This is a genomic window from Streptomyces sp. NPDC004732 (assembly GCF_040609235.1).
Classification (GTDB): domain Bacteria; phylum Actinomycetota; class Actinomycetes; order Streptomycetales; family Streptomycetaceae; genus Streptomyces.
In genome coordinates this window covers 252,955-270,028 of record NZ_JBEXJR010000002.1, presented here as the reverse complement: position 1 = coordinate 270,028, position 17,074 = coordinate 252,955, and the positions used below count along the sequence as shown (strand labels likewise).

The following is a 17,074-nucleotide window of genomic DNA, read 5'->3' as shown; positions in this document are numbered from 1 at the left end:
GAACAGGCCGGTTCGAGGTGCTAGTTGTGGTGGCGGATGCGGTAGCTGTCGACGAGGAGGAACATGTCGCGGCGGCGGGCTTCGTCGAGGGCTGCCTCGGGGCGTCCGCCGGCCAGCGGGTTGGTGCGCTCCTTGCTGCCGACGGTGACGGCACGTAGGTAGCGGCGGAACAGGGCGGTGACCAGGCGGGGTTTGCGGTCGGTGGTGATGGGCGGGGGCGTGCGGTCGGGCTCGTGAGTGACGGTGGACTCCTGGGGAGGGTGGGGCCGGCCCCGGTGGGCCGGGGCCGGCGACGGTCGGTCAGCGCGCACGGCGTGCTGGTGCGGCGGGTGGCGGTGGTGGTCGGTGTGCTGCTTGGTCGGCGAGTGCGGCGCGGTAGGCGGTGCCGCCGAAGAGGCCCGCGTCGATGTCGACTCGGTATCCGGCGCGGGCCAACAGGGGTGCGGCCCGGTCTGCCAGGGTCTTCATGGCGATCTCGTCCATCGCGTCGGGGACTTGATGCCAGACGTCGTCCGTTGCGCCGTGCCGGTCGAGTCCGAGGCTGTCGAGCAGGGCCAGGAGGTTCTCGGGGGCATCGGTGCGGGTGTCGACGAAGATCGTCCCGTCGCGGTGGTAGAGGGTGACGTCGACGTTGTAGTCATCGGCCAGGCTCACCGGCGGTGGACTCCTGCCGGACGGCCCGTGGCGGGCACTGCGGCTGTCGCGCTTGGCGGGGCTGGGGCGCGGTGGTCGCGCACAGCCGTGGCGGCGTCGGTGTAGGCGCCGGTGTCCCAGACATCATCGGAGATGTGGACCACATATCCGGCCTTGTGCAACCAGGGCACCGCATGGGTGGCGAGCTGCTTCTTGGCGTCCTCGTCGAGGTGGGCGGGTGCTTCGTGCCAGACGTAGACGGGCCCAGGGGTGGGCAGGGTCCGGCGCTCGAAGCCGAGGTTGTCGAGGAGGACGAGCAGCGGCTCGGGCGCGCCGGTCGGGGTGTCGGCGTGCACGGTGTCGGTGAGGGGCTTGCGGTAGATCGTGACGTCGGTGCCTTGGTCATCGGCACGGTTTCCCACGTGCGGTTACTCCTGTGCGGGTCAGGGCTATCGCCGTCGAGCAGACGGCGCGGACGAGGTGGCGGGCGGTGTGACGGGGGTGGTGTCCAGGGCGGGACGCGTCGGCGGATGACGCAGCACGGTGTCGATGCCCAGCGCGGACAGTCGTTCTCCGGCGGCGCGTACGGAGGCGGCCTGGTGGGCGGTGTCGTCGCCCGACAGGACCAGGACGGCTCGGGCCGTGTCGAGGACGAAGCCGTGGTCGGTGAGTACCTGGGTGACGTCGGCGCGGTCGGGCTCCTCGACCACGAGTGCGCCGTCCGACCAGGTCATGACCAGGCGTTCTGGCGCGGACGATGCTCGCGTGAGCTGCTCGGCGTTCTTGAAGACCTGGTGGGCCGCGACGTAGTAGCGGGGCAGGAGGTCGTGTGTGATGTTCTCGGCCGCGCTGAACGGGTCGGCGTCGACCGCGATTCCGTCGGGCTCGCGTACGCCACGGAATGCCTCGGCCGGTGTGTCGTCGGGGGCCAGCGCGGCGATGAGGTATCCCTCGGCGTGGCCGGGCTGTTCCGTGACGAACAGGCGTGATCCGTCGTGCCGTTGCAGCACGGCGTAGTGGTCCACGGGGTGCTTGGCCAGGGCTTCGGCGACCTCGTTCATGTCCCAGACCGCGTCGGTGAGGTGGTGGTGGCCGTTGAGGCCGCCGCGGTCCGGGTGGTAGGTGCTGGTCCAGGTCCCGGGCAGTTCGCCGGCGAGGACGGCAGCGAATGAGCCGAGGCTGGTGTCGGGGGTGGGGTCGTGCATGGGCTCCTCGGGAGGGAAGGGTGCGATCAGCGCCGCGGGTGTGCCGGTGCGGGTGCGGTGGGCGTGGGCACCGGGAAGGTTGGACCCGCAAGCGGCGGTCGCGCGGTGGTCGGCAGGGTGGCGGCTAGAGAATCGAGACTCTGCTGGATGCCGTACAGGCGGCGGGCGACCATCTCCAGTTGGTGCGCGTTGTCGCGGCTGTGCGCATCCGGCAGCTCTTCGAGCCGGTGGGCTGCGTGCTCGATGAGGCCACGAACCGTGGCCAGCGGCCCGGTGCGTTCCTCGGCGAGCCGGCGCAGCAGTACGGCGAACTGAGAGGCGGCATCGGCGGCGGCGGCATCCTCGACGCGGCGCCCCAGGAACCGGGCTTGCTGGACGGGTTGGTGCGGATCGGGGCCGGTACGGGGCGAGATGAGGCCCAGCTCGGCCTCGATGCGTCGGCTCTCGGCGGCCAGGAGCACGGGCAACCGGTGCGGCTGTGCGGTCCAGGTGTCGTCGGGCCGGATGAGGTTGGCGATCAGATCGAGGCGGCCGGGCTGCGCCTGCACGGCGATCCAGCGGCAACCGTGCTCGTCACCGGGGTGTTGGATGCCGGCGACGCGGGCGATCCGGTGGGCGATCTCGGTCCACTCGGGGCGAGTCAGCGCCCGGTCGTCCGGGTGCAGCCGCACGTCCGCGTGCCAGATGGCGCGGTGGTCGCCCTGCGGACTGACCGCGACAGGGTGGCGCCAGTTGGGGTCGCTCAGGTGCTCGGCGAACTCGGCGGTCGTCCAACTCTGCCCTTCGTCGAGGGGGGTGTAGACGTCGAGGTTGTTCCAGTGGGCGACCACCGTGTGGTCGGTCAGGGCCTCTCGGCCGCTGACCGGGCGACCGAGGGCCTCGGCGAGCGCCTCGCTGGCGCTGAGGTCGCGCGCTCCAATACGGATGATCATGTGGTGGGTTCCGGTCGGTGGGAGATGAGGAGGCTCAGATCGTGCGCCGTCGCGATCTGGACGCGTTCGCGTACCAGGTCGGCGTGAACGGCGAGTTCGCCGGGCGGCAGCAGTTCCAGGGCGTGGTCGATGGCGGTGAGGGCCTCGGGATACTGGCCCAGACTCCGCCGGGCCGAGGCCATGCGGAACAGGGCGATCGGATCGTCCAGCCCGCCCTCGGGGAGCAGCCCCACCAGGGCCAGCAGCATGGGTGCTCGGCCGGGAAGGAAGGTGCCCAGCCACACGCCGTGCAGCAGGACGTGCAGGGTCTTGGGGTGGCCGGGTGCGGCCACGAGGACCCGGTGCAGGACGGCGAGGCCGTCGGAGCGGGACTGCCCCAACCGCGAGAAGGCGTACAGGGCTTCGCTGTACGGGTCCTCGTTCAGCACACTCACCGGCACCTTGTTCATGAGGTCCTCGATGACGCTGCAGCGGAAGTCGTAGCGCAGCGTGCTGAGGTAGAGGTGCCGGTACGTCCGCCAGATCACCGGGTCCGGGCCGGCGTCGGTGACGTGCGCGGGGCTGAGCGTGACCAGCGCGCTGTTGCCGGCGGCGCGGGCCTGCCAGGCGACGTCGGCGCACACCTCGGCCGACTCCTGCCACGTCGCCTCTATCTCGCGCAAAGCCTCGGCGAGCAGCGTCGGCCACTCGCTCCGGGTGATCGCCTCGATGGCTGCTGAAGCGGCACCCGTCAGGGCTGCGGCGCGCTCCGAGCCGAGTATCTGTGTCACCGGCCGCCCCGGGCGTCGGCGACGTGCACCACCTGGTTGAGGTGGGTGGTCGAGTACCAGCCGCAGTCGACGTCCTCGTCGGCGTCGGCCAGCCGCGGGACTAGGTAAGTGCGCAGCGCCTGCTGGTAGATGAGGCAGTCCGGGCAGCGGCTGGAGAGGTGGACCAGGTAGCGCGGGTGCGCGGTGATGTAGGTGCGCGCGCCGCCGGCCGGGTCGTACAGGCGCCAGCCGTCCTCGTCGGTCGGGGTGTGCCATGAGGGTGTGACGACCTTGTACGCGTCGCCCCACAGTTCGCTGCCGGAGGTGCCCTTGAGGATGACGACCTGGTCACCGGGCCGGAAGTGGGAATGGGTGATGTCGCGGTCGGGGGTGACGATGTCACCTGGGGCGTGCGGATGGCGGGATGCGGGCACAGCAGGGTTCCTTCCACGAGGTGCGCGGGGAGTCGGTGGGAGGAACAAGGATCCGGACGATCCCCGGTTTCGGTAACCGGGGATCGTCGGGTATAAAGCCCCGCGTCCTAGCGGAACGGGTTCTCCGTCCCGATGTCCTCCGAGGCGGCGGCGTCAAGGAGTTCGGGCAGGTCAGAGCCCTCAGCGTCCCGCTGGTCGATCCACCATCCGGCGCGGGAGACCGTGCGGATCTTGTCTTCCAGGACGGCCCAATCGGCCTCGTCCCAGGTGCCCTCGCTCACCAGCACGCTGTACGCGGCGGCGACGAGTTGGTGACGGGAGCGCTCGCCCCAGTCGAGGGCCCGCTCGGGCCCTTCGAGCGGCGGCATCTCGAACTGCTTCGCCCACTCACGGGCAGCCTGCTGCTCCTCGGCGCGCTTGCCGGCGAGCCAGGCTTCCCTGGATTCCGTGTCGGCGTCGCGGGCGGCCTTCCAGCAGTCGGTGCAGTCGCGGCCTTCGAGCCAGCGGGCAAATCCAGCGCGCCGGTCAGCGGCCCGGTCGGACAGGTTGTGCGTCACTTCGTGTCCACAGCTGTGGACAATTTTCCAGGTCGTACGGACAGCCATATTCGGGGTGATCTCCTTGCGGTGGCGGGTAGTTCAGGGGTTCAGGGCGGGTCTGTGCGGTCGAGCGGACAGATGGTGGGGTCAGCGACGCGCGGCGTGGGCTGGCTCGCGGCGGTGCCGACCCCGGCGGCGTGCGGCACTTGAAACGGCGAGACGGCGGTGGTCTCGGGGACGCTTCCGCCTTCTGCGTCGTCTCAGCGGGTCCTGCGGATGGCGTCTGTGGCCGCCTTGGCGATGGCGGCTGGAGCGCTGGAGGGCTTCGGCAGGTGCAGCAAGGTGGTCCCCGGCAGGTGCTGGGACTTGGCGGTGAGGGTGAGCTGGAGTACGGCGCAGCCGGCGGTGGTGAGCTGCTTGACGCGGGTGACGGCTTGAGCGGTTTCGTCGCTGCCGTAGTGGGCGTCGGTGACGATCACGAGGAGGCGGCCGGCGCCGGGCCGGCTGAGTTCGAGGCCGTGGTCGAGTGCGTCGATGGCGTCGCCGAGGTTGTGGGCGCCGCCGTTGGCATCGAACGTCGTCACGCGCTCTGGTGCTCGGTGCGTGGGCCGGGTCAATGCGGTCAGGTGCTGGTCGTAGGCGATGGTGGCGGTCAGAGAGTCGGGGTCGGTCAGGGCTGCTGCGCGTGCCACGATCCAGGCAGCGGACGCGACCGGCGCGCAGGCGGCATGCATGGAACCGGAGACGTCCACGGCGATCCCCACACGCAGCGGCGGGGTAGGGGAGTTGCGGCGACGGGTGTGGGTGAAGGGTTCCGCGGTGGGGACCGACCCGGCCGCGCGCTGAGCGTCGCGGGCGAGGGCCTGGCGCATGTTGAGGCGGCCGGGCGGGGTGGGGCTGGTGGACCTCTCCTCGGTCCGCTCGCGGTAGGCGGCGGCACGCAGGGCACGGCTCAGGCGCGCGGCGGCACTCTGCTCGGCGGCGGTGGGCCTGCGGGTGCCGGTGACCGGGTTGCTGCGGGGCGCCGGTGTGCCGTCGGGGTTGACGGTGGCGCCACGGGCGTTGAAGACCGACTTGGCGGTGGCAGCGGCTTTGCGTCGCTGCCCGGCCCGCTGAGCGCGGTCCTGCGCCTGCGCCTTGGACCGCGTGGCCACGGCGTTGTCCGCTGCGGCCTGTGCCGCGAGGTCGGCGGCGTCAGTGGCGGCCGTGTTGTCCATGACAACCCCCACGGCGCCGGACAGTAGATCGGCAAGGTTCGCCGGCACTGGCCGGGCGGGGGCCGCGATGTCCAGAGCGTCGCACCAGTCTTGACCGTGCGCGAGCATGGTCGTCGCGTCGTGGTCAGCGCACTGGTGGGCTGCGGTCCAGATACGGGTGAGTGTGGCCAACAGGTCTGCGCCCAGCACCTTTTCGCACAGATCGGCGACGGCCCGGGTCTCGCCGGCGTCCAGGATGCCGACGTCACGGCGGCCGAGGATCAAGGCCGCCACGGAGGCGGCCTGCTCGATGCCCTGGAGGGTGGGGTGCGCGAGGTCGGGCATGACCAGGGTTCGTGCACTGGTGCGGAGGTACGTGCGGTCTGTGGGCCGCGTGATCAGGTGTGCGCCTTCGACCCGGCTCTCCTCCAGCAGCAGCGCGGCCTCAACGACACGCCGGTTCGCTCCGGCAGGCTCCGTCCAGACGGAGTGGGCCGCGTGCGCGGCCTCGTGGACGAACACTCCCCAGGCGGCGGGATACCGCTCCTCGTCGCCCACGATCCGCGGATGGATCTCGTGGGGCTTCAGCGGGGCGAACAGGCCGGCGTCGAACTCGACCTCGCCCAGCGTGGGGAAGTACGCGGCCGGTGCGCCGCTGCGCGTGCCGGGGCGGCAGGTGACGAGGAGGTCCTGGCGGCCGGAGAGGTCGACCAGCCGGTCGCCGAGTTCGGCTCCCACGCGCAGCCACGCGGCCGGGGAGGTGCGGGGTTGCGCGGGCGGGGCGCCGTCGTCGTCCCAGCGCGCGAGGTCGGCGTCGTCGTCCCGGGCGGTTGCGGGTGACTGGACGTGGTGGTGGGCGCTCATCGCGGGCGGCCCCGGTGTGCGGAACTGTTGCTCGGGGGCTGCCGGGCGGCCGTGGCGGGGAGCTGCTTGCCGAGGGTGAGGGGCGCGATCTTCTTTACGCCGGCAGCCTTGATGACGGCGTCGGCGACGGCGTCGCGATCTTCCACAGGTGCGATGCCGACGAGGTTCGCGAGCGCGGCGTTGGTGCCGAGGACGGCCTCGGTCTTCTGGTAGCTGAGCAGCTCGCGCAGTTGGGGGGCCCAGCCCAGCTCGCCGAGTTCGACCTGGCGGGCGAGGTTGCGGGCGACCCGGACCACCCGGGCATCGATCCTCAAGGCCAGGGCGAGGTCATAGTCCGTGCCGATCTGGATCTGCACGCTGAACCGGCTTGAGAGCGCCTCTGTCAACACCGCCCCGTGGACGCCGGGATTGTGGCCCGCCACCACGTAGAATCCCGGCTCGGCCTTGATGGTCTCGCCCTTGTGGGCCTTGACCTGGATCTGCCGGCGCCCGTCCATCGCGGGGTACAGCGCCGCCAGGACCTTCGGTGAGATCAAGGTGGCATCGTCGATCAGCAGGGCGCGGCCCTCGGTCATCGCGGTGACCAGCGGACCGTACTGGAACACGTAGCCTCCGCTGTCGGCCTGCGTGTACTCGCCGATCAAGTCGCCGACCGTGGTGTCGCCGTCACCGGCGACGGTGAGCAGGTCCGGGAACGCCGCCTCCACCAACGACGTTTTGCCGGTGCCCGGAGGGCCGTAGAGCAGCACCGGCACATCCGCGTCGCGCAGGCGATTCAGCGCCTCGACGTCGGGCAGATCGGCCAGCTCCCGGGGGTGGTAGAGCTGGCCCCCCGCGCGGCGGATCGGGCCGGTCTGCTTCGGCGTGGCAGCGGCGGGAGTGGTGGTGCGGGCCGTGGTCGGCTGGGCGCGGGGAGCGTGGGTGCCCGGTGGGCTGATCACAGCGCTCTGCGCGGCTGCTGCGGTTTTCGCGTTCGCGCGGAACTCCGGTTGTCCGGTTCCGCTTTGGTCGGCCTCGCCGCGTCGCACCAGGGTGAGGGCGGCGTTGCGGACGGCGCCGTGGGAGTGACCCAGCTGCCGGGCCATGTCCCCGATGGTGAGCGTGTCTGCGGGCCGGTCGGCCAGCAGTCGGGCCACCTTGGCCCGTAGTTCACCGCCTTTGGTGCGCGCCGGACTGGTAGGCGCTCCGGGTGTAGTCAAAACGAAAGTCCTTCAACAGGTGCGGGTACGGGCGGGGTTGGCGATGCGCTGGAGAGGCCGGCCGCTCTCGGAGCGGATCACGGACTGTGCCGACATCGGCGACCGGGCCAACCGGGGCGTACCGTCGGCGCTCACCGGCCGGCCGAGGGCTCGGTACAGGTGCAGGGGATGGCCGGCGACGAGCAGCTCGCTGGCTGCCGAGCAGGCTGGTGTGTCCGCTCTGTACCGGGTTCCGTCGCTCGGCAGGCGCAGCCTGGTGCTTCTTCGAAGCCGGACTGGAGCAGGACCCGCCGGGCCGCGGCGTTGTAGCCGGTGGTGGTGATCTCGCCGGTGATGGCGTGCCGGATCGGCATGAACGGCTCTGCTGGTGCGTCGGGCAAGGCGGAACTCCTATCGGTGGTGGCGGGCAGTTCAGGGGTCAAGGGCGGGGCTGCCCGGTCGGGCGGACAGATGGTGGGGTCAGCGACGCGCGGCGTGGGCTGGCCTGCGTCGGTGCCGACCCCGGCGGCGTGCGGCACTTGAAACGGCGAGACGGCGGCGGGCGCCGAGCAGCACCACCAGGCAGGCGAACGCCCCGGCGGTCGGGAGTGCGGCGATGAAGGGGTGCGTGGAGAGCGCACCCGCGAGCGCGGTGCCTGCGGCCTGGCCGGTGCCGACGGCGGCGATCAGCCAGGCGTACGCCTCGGTGCGGGTGCCGGCGGGCGCGAGTGCATCCACTGTGAGGAACGCGCTGGTGATCAGTGCGGTGAGGAAGAGGCCCGGCAGTGCCGTGAGGGCGGTCGCGGCGATCGGGCCGGGGTGAACGGCGAGCGGAACCCAGGCGAGCGCGAACAGGAATGCTGCGGTGCGGAGTTGGGTGCCCAGCTGGCCAGGTCGGCGAAGCCGGCCGTACAGGATGCCGCCTAGGAGGCTGCCGACGGACAGCGCGGCGGGGATGACTCCGGACAGCAGGGCCATGCCGTGCTGGTCGGCCATGGTCACGGCCCACACGTTCATCGCCCCCAGCGCGAAGCCGACTCCGCAGACGGCGAGGAACAGCAGCCGCAGCCCGCCGTGCTGCAGAGGCCCCAGGATCCCGCCCGTGTGCCTGTCCTGGGGCTGCCACTGTCTGGACGGTTCGGCGCTGAGTACCGCGCTCGCCCCGAGCAGCCCGAGTACCGCGGTGACCGTCATGGCTGCGCCGGGCCCCTGGAGGGCGGACAGTGCGGCGACCAGCGGCGGCCCGGCGACGTAGATCAGCCCCTGGGCACCGGTGTCGAGCGCGAGCGCGGCACGCCGCCGTTCCGGGTCCTTCAGCACGGCGCCCCACAGGGACCGCAGGTTGGCCTCCAGCGGCGGCGTGCTCAGCCCCGCGAGGACGACCAGCCCCGCTGCGAGCCCCGGCTGGGCGAGGGCGTCTGCGTACGGCAGCAGCAGGAGGCAGACCGTGGTGACCAGGACGGCGGCCGTTGTAACACCAGTCTGGCCGCGCCGGTCGACCATGCGTCCCAGCGCCGGCTGCCCGACGGCGCTCGCGAGCCCGTACAGCGCGCACAGCAGCCCGCCGGTCGCGAGCGATCCACCCTGCTCGGCGATCAACAAGAGGATCGCCACGGGGGCCATGCCGTTGGGCAGGCGACCGAGCAGAGTGCCCAGCAGCAGCCGGGCGACATGCCGCTCGGCGAGCAACGGCCGGGAGGCAGTGCAGTCCGGCGGGCAACTGGTGTCGGAGTTCAACGCGGGGATGCTTTCCGTGGGCTTCTGGCTGGGGTGAAAGGGAGGGCTAGCGGGTGCGTCCGGCGGCGACCGCTGCCGGAGGCTTCGGTGGCGTGGCGGCGGTGATGGCCGGGCGAGCGGGCACCTCGGCGGGCCTGACGGTGGCGGTGCGGACCACATCGAGCAGGTCTTCGCCGGATTCGAGCCACAGCGCCAGGGCCGCGTCCGTGCCGTCCGCCTCGGATCCGCCGTCGGTGTCGGCCGGGGCTCGAGCGAGGAGGATCTCGAAGCGGATGAGGACGGCCGTCTCGCTGGCGGCCAGGGGCTTGATGTCGGCCCGACGGGTGGCCGCGAGCAGGTAGGGCGCGTGGGTGAGGAACCGGTCCAGCGCGGCGTCCAGGTCCACTGCGTCCACGGTGCCGGGCTCGACGCCCCGCACCCAGTCGAGGTCCTGCTGCGCTTCGCGGATCCGGGACAGATGCACCAGCTGCTCGAACTCGGGCAGCAGACGCGAGCGCACGTCGGCAGCTGCCTCGCGAGCCGTGGCAGCACTTACCGTGCGTGGCCCGGCGCCGACCACGTTCAGATGGTCCGGCGACGGCATAAGGGTGCCGATCAAGTACCGGCCATCCCTGGGACGTTCCACCAGGAGGAGTTCGGTTCCTCCGACGTCGCGGAGAAAAGCCGCGCCGGGGGTGCGGTACGCGGGCTGCGTGGACAGCGCAGGGCCGGCCTCCCACACCCAGTCGAGGACGTCGGTGGGGATGACGCCGTCGGGATAGTGCTCGATGCTCACGTCCCACGGGCCGGGCAGGGCTGCGGCGACGGCGTGCGCGATGTCGCCGAAGTAGGGCCGCTCGCTGGTGATGACCTTGGCCTGGCAGTCCTGAGCGGTCTGATGGAGCCGGGTGAGCGCCTCGCGTGCGCTGGCGTGGTCATCGAGGGACAGCCGGTGGGCGTCGTCCCGGTGCTCCCGGGTGAACCCGGCCAACTCCAGTGCGGTCGTGGCCCATTGGTGCCGTTCCCCGCTGGGGAGCGCGACGATCGTGTTGCCGGAGCTGAGGTGGAGGGAGATGGCAGCGGAGGAAGTCAGGGCGGAGGGCCTTCGTGTCGAATCGGCGGTCAGCGCCGTTGCCGCCGCGGGGTGCCGGCGGGGGCGGACTGCGTGGTCATGGCGGTCGTCGTGCGGCGCGGTGCCGATGGCGCGGACGCGGCGGGCGGGACTGCGCGCAGATCGGGGTCGAGGTCGACGCGGTAGCGGGCGGCGCCGAGCATCTCGGCCGCCCACGTGGCGTGTTCGTTCTCCCAGGTGTGACCCAGGTCGAACGGCAGCCGAATCCAGACGCCCCGCAAGGTGGGGTAGGTGTCGAACCCGGCTCGCTTGAGGACGCTCGCGGCGAAGCCGTCGACCGGGCCCTCGACGTCGACTTCGCCGCCCTGACCGCGGGTGATGCGGATCGGATCGTCGCTCATCGGCTCCGTCCCTTCCCGACTGTCTGGGCATGCCCGCCCACCGGTACGGCGCCGGGCTGGGGCAGAAACCCGGGGAGCGTGGTGGTCGGGGCGCCGCGTTGCTGCGGTGAGCGGGTGGCGGCTGCCTGCGCGATGCGGTTGCGGCGCTCCATCAGCCCGTTGCGTACGGCCGGCCGGGGCGGAGAGGCGCTGCGCCCGGGGTCGAGGCTGTAGTCGGCGTGGACTTCAAAGCCGTGACGTCGAAGGTCGTGCACGGCCTGGCGGGTGCGGCGGATCCCGTCCTGCTCGGGGTTGGTGAGCCGGTACAGGCCCGGGGTGTCGGGGACCGGCTCGAACTGCTCGCGGACGAGGAACCAGTTCGCGAGGTGCGCGGGAATGTTCGCGGTGGCGGAGGCTACGAATCCGTGGTCTGGGTGGGCGCCGAAGCGGAAGTGGTCAGACAGAGGCGAATCCTTTCTGTGAGCGGTCAGCGGTGCGTCGTGGCGGCGCGGGGAGCGGGCAGCGGCGTGGGGCGGGCGGTGAGCATGCGCGGGCTCGCAGCGGACAGGGCCGCCTGCTCGTCTGGCGCGGCAGCGCGTGCCTGGCGCTCGAAGACGTCGCTGTCGGTGAGCCACGTCTCGATCGCGGGCAGCGCAGCCAGGCCGAGCTGTGCGCGGACGTGGCTCCACTCGTGGGTGTGCAGCGTCCGTGGGATCGCGTGCAGGTCGGAACTGAGGGTGTTGCTCTCGTGCCAGGCTTCCTCGCTGTCTGCGAGCGCGGCGCGCAGCCGGATCAGCGCCGCTGCATCCTCCGGCCACGGGGTAGTGGCCGGCTGGCATCGGGCGAGCAGCTCGGGGGCGTGTTCGAGAACAACGCGGTACGAGATCCAGGCGTGGTCGGCGAAGGCGCGTTCCATGCTGTCGATCAGTCGGCTGCTGAGCGGCACGCCGGCGGTGTAGCGGCCCGAACTCTTGATGAGCTGGAAGCTCTGGTGCTCCTCTCGAATGCGTTCCAGTGCTGACAGGACCGTGTTCAAGTCCCGGTGGTGCAGGGCGCGTTGGTAGGCGGGCAGGAACGTGTGCGTGATGGCGGACGCGGCCTGGTCGGGCTCGGCGGGCAGCACCATGCTGGGAGGCGTCGTGGGGTCATCACGGACGTCCTCCTTCTCGTGGTCGGTGAGTGCGCCGAGGAGATACCCGCTGGAGTGGCCGGGCCGCTCGACCAGCAGCAGCTCGGTGCCCTTTCCGTCCTTCAGCACGGACGCGTACGGGACGCGGTGGACTTCGAGAGCGCGATAGATCTCGCCGGCTTCCCAGAGTCCGTACCAGAGGTCTTCCTGCCACAGGGGGAGGCTGTAGATCTCCAGCTGCGCGCTCCAGGTGCCCGGCAGCCGGGCGGCGATGTCGGTGCCGATGTCGCCGAGGTAGCGCCGGGGGCTGGTGACGATGGTGGCGCCGTTTTCGTGGGCGTGGGCCACCAGGGTGCTGGCGGTGCGCCGGGCGGCTTGATCGTCGGCAAGGGACGCGGTGTACGCGCCGTTGGACAGGCGGCTGAATCCGGCAGCTTCGAGGGCCTGGTTGGCCTGTTCGTAGTTCTCGCCGGAGGCGATGCCGACGAGGCCCAGCGGCCGGCTGGTGCTGAGGATGATTTCGGTGGAGGAGGTGGGCATCAAGGTCCTGGTGGGTCGAGCCACAACGTCGTCCAGGCGGACGGGGCTCAGCGGGTCTTCGGGGCGCGCTTGGGCTCGGGGCTGCGCGCTGGTCCGTCGGGTGATGGCCGCGCCGCGGGAGGCCGAGGCGACGGGACGTGCGTGATGGTCACCAGGGGCACGACGGCTTTGGGGAACGGGAACGCCGTGGAGCGCAGGATGGGCCGGGGATCGAGGGTCTTGGCGACCACGGCATGCATGAGGAAGTCGGGTGCCTTCTGCGTGAACGAGATGTCCCACAGGTGACCGAGGTCGTCCGGGGAGGCGGCCACGTGCCAGGCGATGGCAGCGTCGCCGTGGATGGGCGGCGCCGATGAGTCCGGCGGCCGGCCGATCACGGCTGCCTGCCCGTCGCGGGAGATGAACCCGGAGAGTCCGGAAGACTCGAAGTGGTTCCAGGCGTCGATGTCGACCAACAGCTCGAACTGGCCGGGTTCGGCGCCGATTCCGTAGACGACGTGATCCGGGTCGGCTTCCAGTTCGGCTGCCAGGGTGCCGAGGAGTGTGGAGACGAACTCGACCGGCACGGCGCCGCGGACGCTCGTGCGCCATCGCTCGGACGCGTCTTCGTCGCTCCGGGCCGAGACCACCAGGTGGGGGCCTCGGCCCACGGCCGTCTGGTCGTGGCGGATGGTGACGCGCCGGCAGGGACTGGTCACGGTCAACGACGTGTTGTCCGTCTGCGCACTCCACCCTGCCTCCTCGGCGAAGACGCCCAGGAATTCGTGGTGGGTGGTGGGCAGGCTGGCGGCCAAGTAGCGGGGCGAGATGAGGACCTTCTGCGGGGGGCGGTCCTGAGCGGGGGTGTCGGGCATAGGTGCCTTTGGTGGGTAGGAGCGGGGCGGGGCGAGGGCCGTCTCAACTACGCGGCGGCTGCTGCTTCGCGGAGCGAGGCGGACGCGGCGCGCAGGCTGACACCAAATCGATGGGCGAAGGCCCGCGCCCTCTCCTCCAGCTGGTCGTATGAGTCCTGCGCGGTCATCTGCCCGGCGTGCTTGCGGTACCGGTAGACCGGCACGGGCAGCACGATGCCCGGGGCGAGACAGGTGACCGCGAGGGTGCAGTAGTCCTAATCCGTAGTTAGCGGCATTCCGCAGGGGCAGGTGCTTCTCGGGATGTTCGAGTACCAGACCGTGACATCTCGAGGCAGCCGGGCGGTCAACGCCTCACCGTAGATCGTGTGCGCGGTCTGGGTGCTCATGGCGGTGGCGGTCGCGTGGGCACCGTGCGAATGCCTTCAGTAGTCCAGGCGGCAACGCCTGTGGGCGAGATCGGTGGCGCTCGGCGCCTTCGTGGCCGCCACCGCCAAAGCGATGAATGGCCGTGGGATCGAGCGGATGTCTTGTTGGCACCAGACCCGCGAGGTCTCTTCGTAGAGGGACGGCGCTCGACACCCACAGTCGTCAACACTCATCGCTTGATCACTCGTTGGTGTTGGTGGTGCGAGCCGACCGCGCGGTGACCTCTTGTGATGCCCGAGCCCGTTGAGCTCCTGCATAGACCGGGGCCCGTGGGGTGAGCTGGTGCCACGAACGGCTACTGAGGTGGAGGACCGGCCGATGCGGCCGAGTCCTGGGATTAGGGCGCCGCGTGGTTCCAATTGTGCTCGTGACCAGCACAAACACCCGCACGCTTGGGGAGGAACACCGTGATCTACTGCGGAATCGACTGGGCGGAAAAAACGCACGACGTCGCTCTGGTCAACGACACCGGAGAGTTACTGGCCAAGCGGCACATCTCCGATGATGCCGCTGGCTACACCATCCTGTTGGACTTGCTCGCCGAGTACGGCGACACCGAGGACCACCCGATCCCGATCGCTATCGAGACCTCCCGCGGCCTGCTCGTCGCGGTGCTGCGGACCGGCAAACGCAAGGTCTACGCGATCAACCCGATGGCCGCCGCCCGCTACCGCGACCGCACGTCCGTCTCCCGCAAGAAGTCCGACCCCGGCGACGCCCTTGTGCTGGCGAACATCCTGCGCACCGATAGGCACGCCCACCGGCCCCTGCCGAACGACAGCGACCTCGGCCGCGCCATCGCCGTCCTCGCCCGTGCCCAACAGGACGCGCTCTGGAACCGGCAGCAGACCTCCAACCAGCTCCGATCTCTGCTCCGCGAGTACTACCCCGCCGCCCTGGATGCCTTCGCCACCTGGGCCAACGGGTTGTGCCGTCGAGAGGCCCGCGAGCTCCTCAAGACTGCCCCGACGCCGTCCCGCGCCGCTCGGCTGACCCGCACCCAGCTCCAGGCCGCGCTCAAGCGAGCCGGCCGCAAGCGGAACGTCGACGCCGAGGCCGACCGGATTCGCGAGGTCTTCCGCGCCGACTACGCCCATCAGCCGCCGCTGGTCGAGGACGCCCTGGGCAAGCAGATGCTCGCCCTCTTGATCCAGCTGGAAGCCGCCTGCGCCGCCGCCGACAACCTCGCCCAGGCGGTCGAGGAGTCTTTTCCCCAGCACCCGGACGCTGACGTGATCCTGAGCTTCCCCGGACTCGGCACCCAGCTCGGCGCCCGGGTGCTCGCCGAGATCGGCGACGACCACACCCGCTTCGCCGATGCCCGTGGCCTCAAGGCATACGCCGGTTCCTCGCCCGTCACCCGGGCCTCGGGCAAGAAGTCGTCCATCACCCGACGGTGGGTCAAGAACGACCGCCTCAACCACGCGGGCTATCTATGGGCCTTCGCCGCACTCCGGGCATCGGCTGGCGCCAACGCCCACTACCGACGGCGCCGCGAGGCCGGAGACTGGCACGCAGCCGCCCAGCGCAACCTCTTCAACCGCATGCTCGGCCAGCTCTACCACTGCCTCCAGGCAGGCGAACTGTTCGACGAGCAGACCGCATACCCCACCCCAATCGCCGCCGCCGCTTGACGAATTAGGGCGCTGAGGTGTCTCGCCCTGGACGAGCCCGCCCATGGGCGCCGCGCGCACCAGGTCGGTGCGGGCGAGGAGGGTGGTCGGGCCGAGCGGGATGGTGTCGCTGGGGTCCTTCCAGTACCGCCACACGTCTCCGGCCTCGTGCCGGCCCGGCGGCGTCGGGGGCCGCCACAGGCTCGTGGCCCCGTCGGGGTGGAGGTCCTGGCTGTATCCGGCGCACCAGCCGACCCCGGTCGCCTCCAGGGTGCGCAGCCGCAGTGCCATGGCCCAGTCGGTGAACTCATCATCATCGTCAGCCCAGTTGACGTACTCGGTGTCCACATCAGTGAGGGCGAAGTTGCGGGCGCAGGCCGCGCCGACCGGGCGCGGCAGGGCGAGGGTGCGTACGCGCGGGTCGGCAGCGAGAGCGGCGGGCAGTCGGGCGGGGTCGGCTCCGTCGAGGGCGACGACGGCCTGCCACGGCACGCTCTGGCGGCACAGGCTGGCGTGCATCGCCACGAGGAACGGCAGGCGTTCCGGGCGGAGTTGGGTGGCGATGACCACGGTGATCTTCGGGCGCGAGTGCGGGGGCAGCGGGTTCTCCGGGCGGGGTGACGGTCGGGGACGGTGCGGGATGGCCGGGGCTAGCGGCGGGCGGCCTTGCGGGGCGCCGGCGCGGACGCGGTCGTGGAAAGGCGCGGGGCGGTGCGCGGCGCAACGAGCGGCGCCGGCGTGTCCGGGTGCCACGCGCTCGGATTCGCCGTGACTCGGCTGCGCGGGTCGGTGTCCCACGCGACGACGGGACCGCGGTCGTACTCCTGCAGGGCGATCACCTCGATGCCGTGCGGGCGCAGGACGTACGCCCACTCCAGGTCGTCGGTGCCGTCCTGCGTGATCAGCTCACGCTCGGCCGGGCTGCCGTCCGAGCAGATCACGTTGGTCATCTGACGGCTGGGGTACTCGTCGCCCCCGGTCAGGGAGCGGCGCAGGGCGGCGGGAGCGCCGTCGAGGAGGTCGGTGCCCAGCTCCTCCCAGCCGTGTTCCACGTCGTCGATCAGGTGGCGGGCCATGGCCTCCAGGTCCCCGGCGAACCGGTACTGAAAGGCGGCCAGGAGCAGCGGGAGCTTGTTGTCGGGGTAGCCGTCGAAGTGGACGTACATGCCTGCGTAGCCGTCGGCGGTGGGACGGGCGATGACAGAGCGAGTGGACAGGTCGGTCTCCTGAAATGGGGCGGTCAGTGCGCGCGGGGACGTGTCGGCACTGCCACGATGGGCGACGGCGTGGGGCCGGGCGGCGCCGTGCGCGCGGTGGCCTTCGGCGGGATGCTGGCCGGGATCGGCCGGTCGGGCGCCCACAGGCTGGCGGTGTCACGGAACCGCGCGCGGGGGTCGGTGCCCCACGCGACGACCGGACCGCGGGCCGCGCCGGGCGCGCTGATCACTTCGATGCCCGCCGGGTGGAGGACGTAGCCCCAGCTCAGCTGGGACGCCGTTCGCTCGGTCCAGGTGAACGGGGGCAACGTCGGGTGAGCCGGGTACCGGCGGCCGGGTTCGTTACGTCCGCCGGCGAGGTGCGCGCGCAGCGAATCGGGTGCGCCGTCCAGGAGGT

At 71.3% G+C, this 17,074-nt stretch carries 18 protein-coding genes and 2 pseudogenes; 1 reads left to right on the top strand and 19 read right to left on the bottom strand.

All coding sequences use genetic code 11. From position 1 onward, the window contains the following. Positions 1-20: 20 nt before the first annotated feature. The 17 genes and pseudogenes from ABZV77_RS05770 to ABZV77_RS05690 all read right to left on the bottom strand — a co-directional run. Positions 21-311 carry a hypothetical protein gene (locus ABZV77_RS05770; RefSeq protein WP_356250697.1) on the bottom strand — a complete coding sequence of 97 codons (291 nt, stop codon included), beginning with the start codon at positions 309-311 and terminating at the stop codon, positions 21-23. Further along, positions 301-654: a hypothetical protein gene (locus tag ABZV77_RS05765; RefSeq protein ID WP_356250695.1), complete on the bottom strand. Its 354-nt coding sequence runs from the start codon at positions 652-654 to the stop codon at positions 301-303. The genes ABZV77_RS05770 and ABZV77_RS05765 overlap by 11 nt, the downstream gene beginning before the upstream one ends. Next, positions 651-1,055, bottom strand: coding sequence for a hypothetical protein (locus ABZV77_RS05760; protein ID WP_356250693.1), 405 nt, complete (start codon positions 1,053-1,055; stop codon positions 651-653). The genes ABZV77_RS05765 and ABZV77_RS05760 overlap by 4 nt, the downstream gene beginning before the upstream one ends. A gap of 27 nt (positions 1,056-1,082) precedes the next feature. Beyond that, the gene (locus ABZV77_RS05755; protein WP_356250691.1) at positions 1,083-1,838 is read right to left on the bottom strand and encodes a hypothetical protein; all 756 of its coding nucleotides are present in this window, start codon (positions 1,836-1,838) and stop codon (positions 1,083-1,085) included. 26 nt (positions 1,839-1,864) lie between these two features. Continuing rightward, complete coding sequence (locus ABZV77_RS05750) at positions 1,865-2,770, bottom strand: hypothetical protein (RefSeq protein WP_356250689.1); 906 nt, start codon at positions 2,768-2,770, stop codon at positions 1,865-1,867. Continuing rightward, positions 2,767-3,540, bottom strand: a complete 774-nt coding sequence (locus ABZV77_RS05745; RefSeq protein ID WP_356250687.1) for a tetratricopeptide repeat protein — start codon at positions 3,538-3,540, stop codon at positions 2,767-2,769. The genes ABZV77_RS05750 and ABZV77_RS05745 overlap by 4 nt, the downstream gene beginning before the upstream one ends. Next, on the bottom strand, positions 3,537-3,953 hold the full coding sequence (locus tag ABZV77_RS05740) for a hypothetical protein (RefSeq protein ID WP_356250685.1): 417 nt from the start codon (positions 3,951-3,953) through the stop codon (positions 3,537-3,539). The genes ABZV77_RS05745 and ABZV77_RS05740 overlap by 4 nt, the downstream gene beginning before the upstream one ends. Before the next feature lie 107 nt (positions 3,954-4,060). After that, entirely contained in the window at positions 4,061-4,510 is a 450-nt protein-coding gene (locus ABZV77_RS05735) for a hypothetical protein (protein WP_356250683.1), read from the bottom strand. A 242-nt stretch (positions 4,511-4,752) separates the two neighbouring features. Next, positions 4,753-6,552 (bottom strand): hypothetical protein, encoded by a 1,800-nt coding sequence (locus tag ABZV77_RS05730; protein WP_356250681.1) that lies wholly within the window; start codon positions 6,550-6,552, stop codon positions 4,753-4,755. After that, the gene (locus tag ABZV77_RS05725) at positions 6,549-7,688 is read right to left on the bottom strand and encodes an AAA family ATPase (protein ID WP_356250679.1); all 1,140 of its coding nucleotides are present in this window, start codon (positions 7,686-7,688) and stop codon (positions 6,549-6,551) included. The genes ABZV77_RS05730 and ABZV77_RS05725 overlap by 4 nt, the downstream gene beginning before the upstream one ends. 194 nt (positions 7,689-7,882) lie before the next feature. Then, positions 7,883-8,104 (bottom strand): hypothetical protein, encoded by a 222-nt coding sequence (locus ABZV77_RS05720; protein ID WP_356252312.1) that lies wholly within the window; start codon positions 8,102-8,104, stop codon positions 7,883-7,885. Between the two features lie 106 nt (positions 8,105-8,210). Then, positions 8,211-9,467 carry an MFS transporter gene (locus ABZV77_RS05715; protein WP_356250677.1) on the bottom strand — a complete coding sequence of 419 codons (1,257 nt, stop codon included), beginning with the start codon at positions 9,465-9,467 and terminating at the stop codon, positions 8,211-8,213. 46 nt (positions 9,468-9,513) lie between these two features. Continuing rightward, positions 9,514-10,437, bottom strand: coding sequence for a hypothetical protein (locus ABZV77_RS05710; protein ID WP_356250675.1), 924 nt, complete (start codon positions 10,435-10,437; stop codon positions 9,514-9,516). Positions 10,438-10,568: 131 nt separating this feature from the next. Next, complete coding sequence (locus ABZV77_RS05705; RefSeq protein WP_356250674.1) at positions 10,569-10,919, bottom strand: hypothetical protein; 351 nt, start codon at positions 10,917-10,919, stop codon at positions 10,569-10,571. A gap of 466 nt (positions 10,920-11,385) precedes the next feature. Continuing rightward, the gene (locus ABZV77_RS05700) at positions 11,386-12,567 is read right to left on the bottom strand and encodes a hypothetical protein (RefSeq protein WP_356250672.1); all 1,182 of its coding nucleotides are present in this window, start codon (positions 12,565-12,567) and stop codon (positions 11,386-11,388) included. A 47-nt stretch (positions 12,568-12,614) separates the two neighbouring features. Next, positions 12,615-13,421: a DUF317 domain-containing protein gene (locus tag ABZV77_RS05695; protein ID WP_356250670.1), complete on the bottom strand. Its 807-nt coding sequence runs from the start codon at positions 13,419-13,421 to the stop codon at positions 12,615-12,617. A 47-nt stretch (positions 13,422-13,468) separates the two neighbouring features. Next, positions 13,469-13,675, bottom strand: a pseudogene (locus ABZV77_RS05690) (glycosyltransferase); the annotation flags it as partial. Positions 13,676-14,254: 579 nt separating this feature from the next. Between ABZV77_RS05690 and ABZV77_RS05685 the strand changes: the two are divergent. After that, the gene (locus tag ABZV77_RS05685; protein WP_356250668.1) at positions 14,255-15,481 is read left to right on the top strand and encodes an IS110 family transposase; all 1,227 of its coding nucleotides are present in this window, start codon (positions 14,255-14,257) and stop codon (positions 15,479-15,481) included. A gap of 21 nt (positions 15,482-15,502) precedes the next feature. Here ABZV77_RS05685 and ABZV77_RS05680 read toward each other — a convergent pair. Beyond that, positions 15,503-16,030 (bottom strand): annotated as a pseudogene (locus ABZV77_RS05680) (glycosyltransferase); the annotation flags it as partial. Positions 16,031-16,110: 80 nt separating this feature from the next. After that, positions 16,111-16,821: a hypothetical protein gene (locus ABZV77_RS05675; RefSeq protein WP_356250666.1), complete on the bottom strand. Its 711-nt coding sequence runs from the start codon at positions 16,819-16,821 to the stop codon at positions 16,111-16,113. Positions 16,822-17,074 lie beyond the last annotated feature (253 nt).

Bases quoted from the DNA above. Each gene is read 5' to 3' on its own strand.
- ABZV77_RS05750 (WP_356250689.1), bottom strand. From the start codon at position 2,770: ATGATCATCCGTATTGGAGCGCGCGACCTCAGCGCCAGCGAGGCGCTC.
- ABZV77_RS05695 (WP_356250670.1), bottom strand. From the start codon at position 13,421: ATGCCCGACACCCCCGCTCAGGACCGCCCCCCGCAGAAGGTCCTCATC.
- ABZV77_RS05720 (WP_356252312.1), bottom strand. From the start codon at position 8,104: ATGCCGATCCGGCACGCCATCACCGGCGAGATCACCACCACCGGCTAC.
- ABZV77_RS05730 (WP_356250681.1), bottom strand. From the start codon at position 6,552: ATGAGCGCCCACCACCACGTCCAGTCACCCGCAACCGCCCGGGACGAC.
- ABZV77_RS05700 (WP_356250672.1), bottom strand. From the start codon at position 12,567: ATGCCCACCTCCTCCACCGAAATCATCCTCAGCACCAGCCGGCCGCTG.
- ABZV77_RS05755 (WP_356250691.1), bottom strand. From the start codon at position 1,838: ATGCACGACCCCACCCCCGACACCAGCCTCGGCTCATTCGCTGCCGTC.
- ABZV77_RS05705 (WP_356250674.1), bottom strand. From the start codon at position 10,919: ATGAGCGACGATCCGATCCGCATCACCCGCGGTCAGGGCGGCGAAGTC.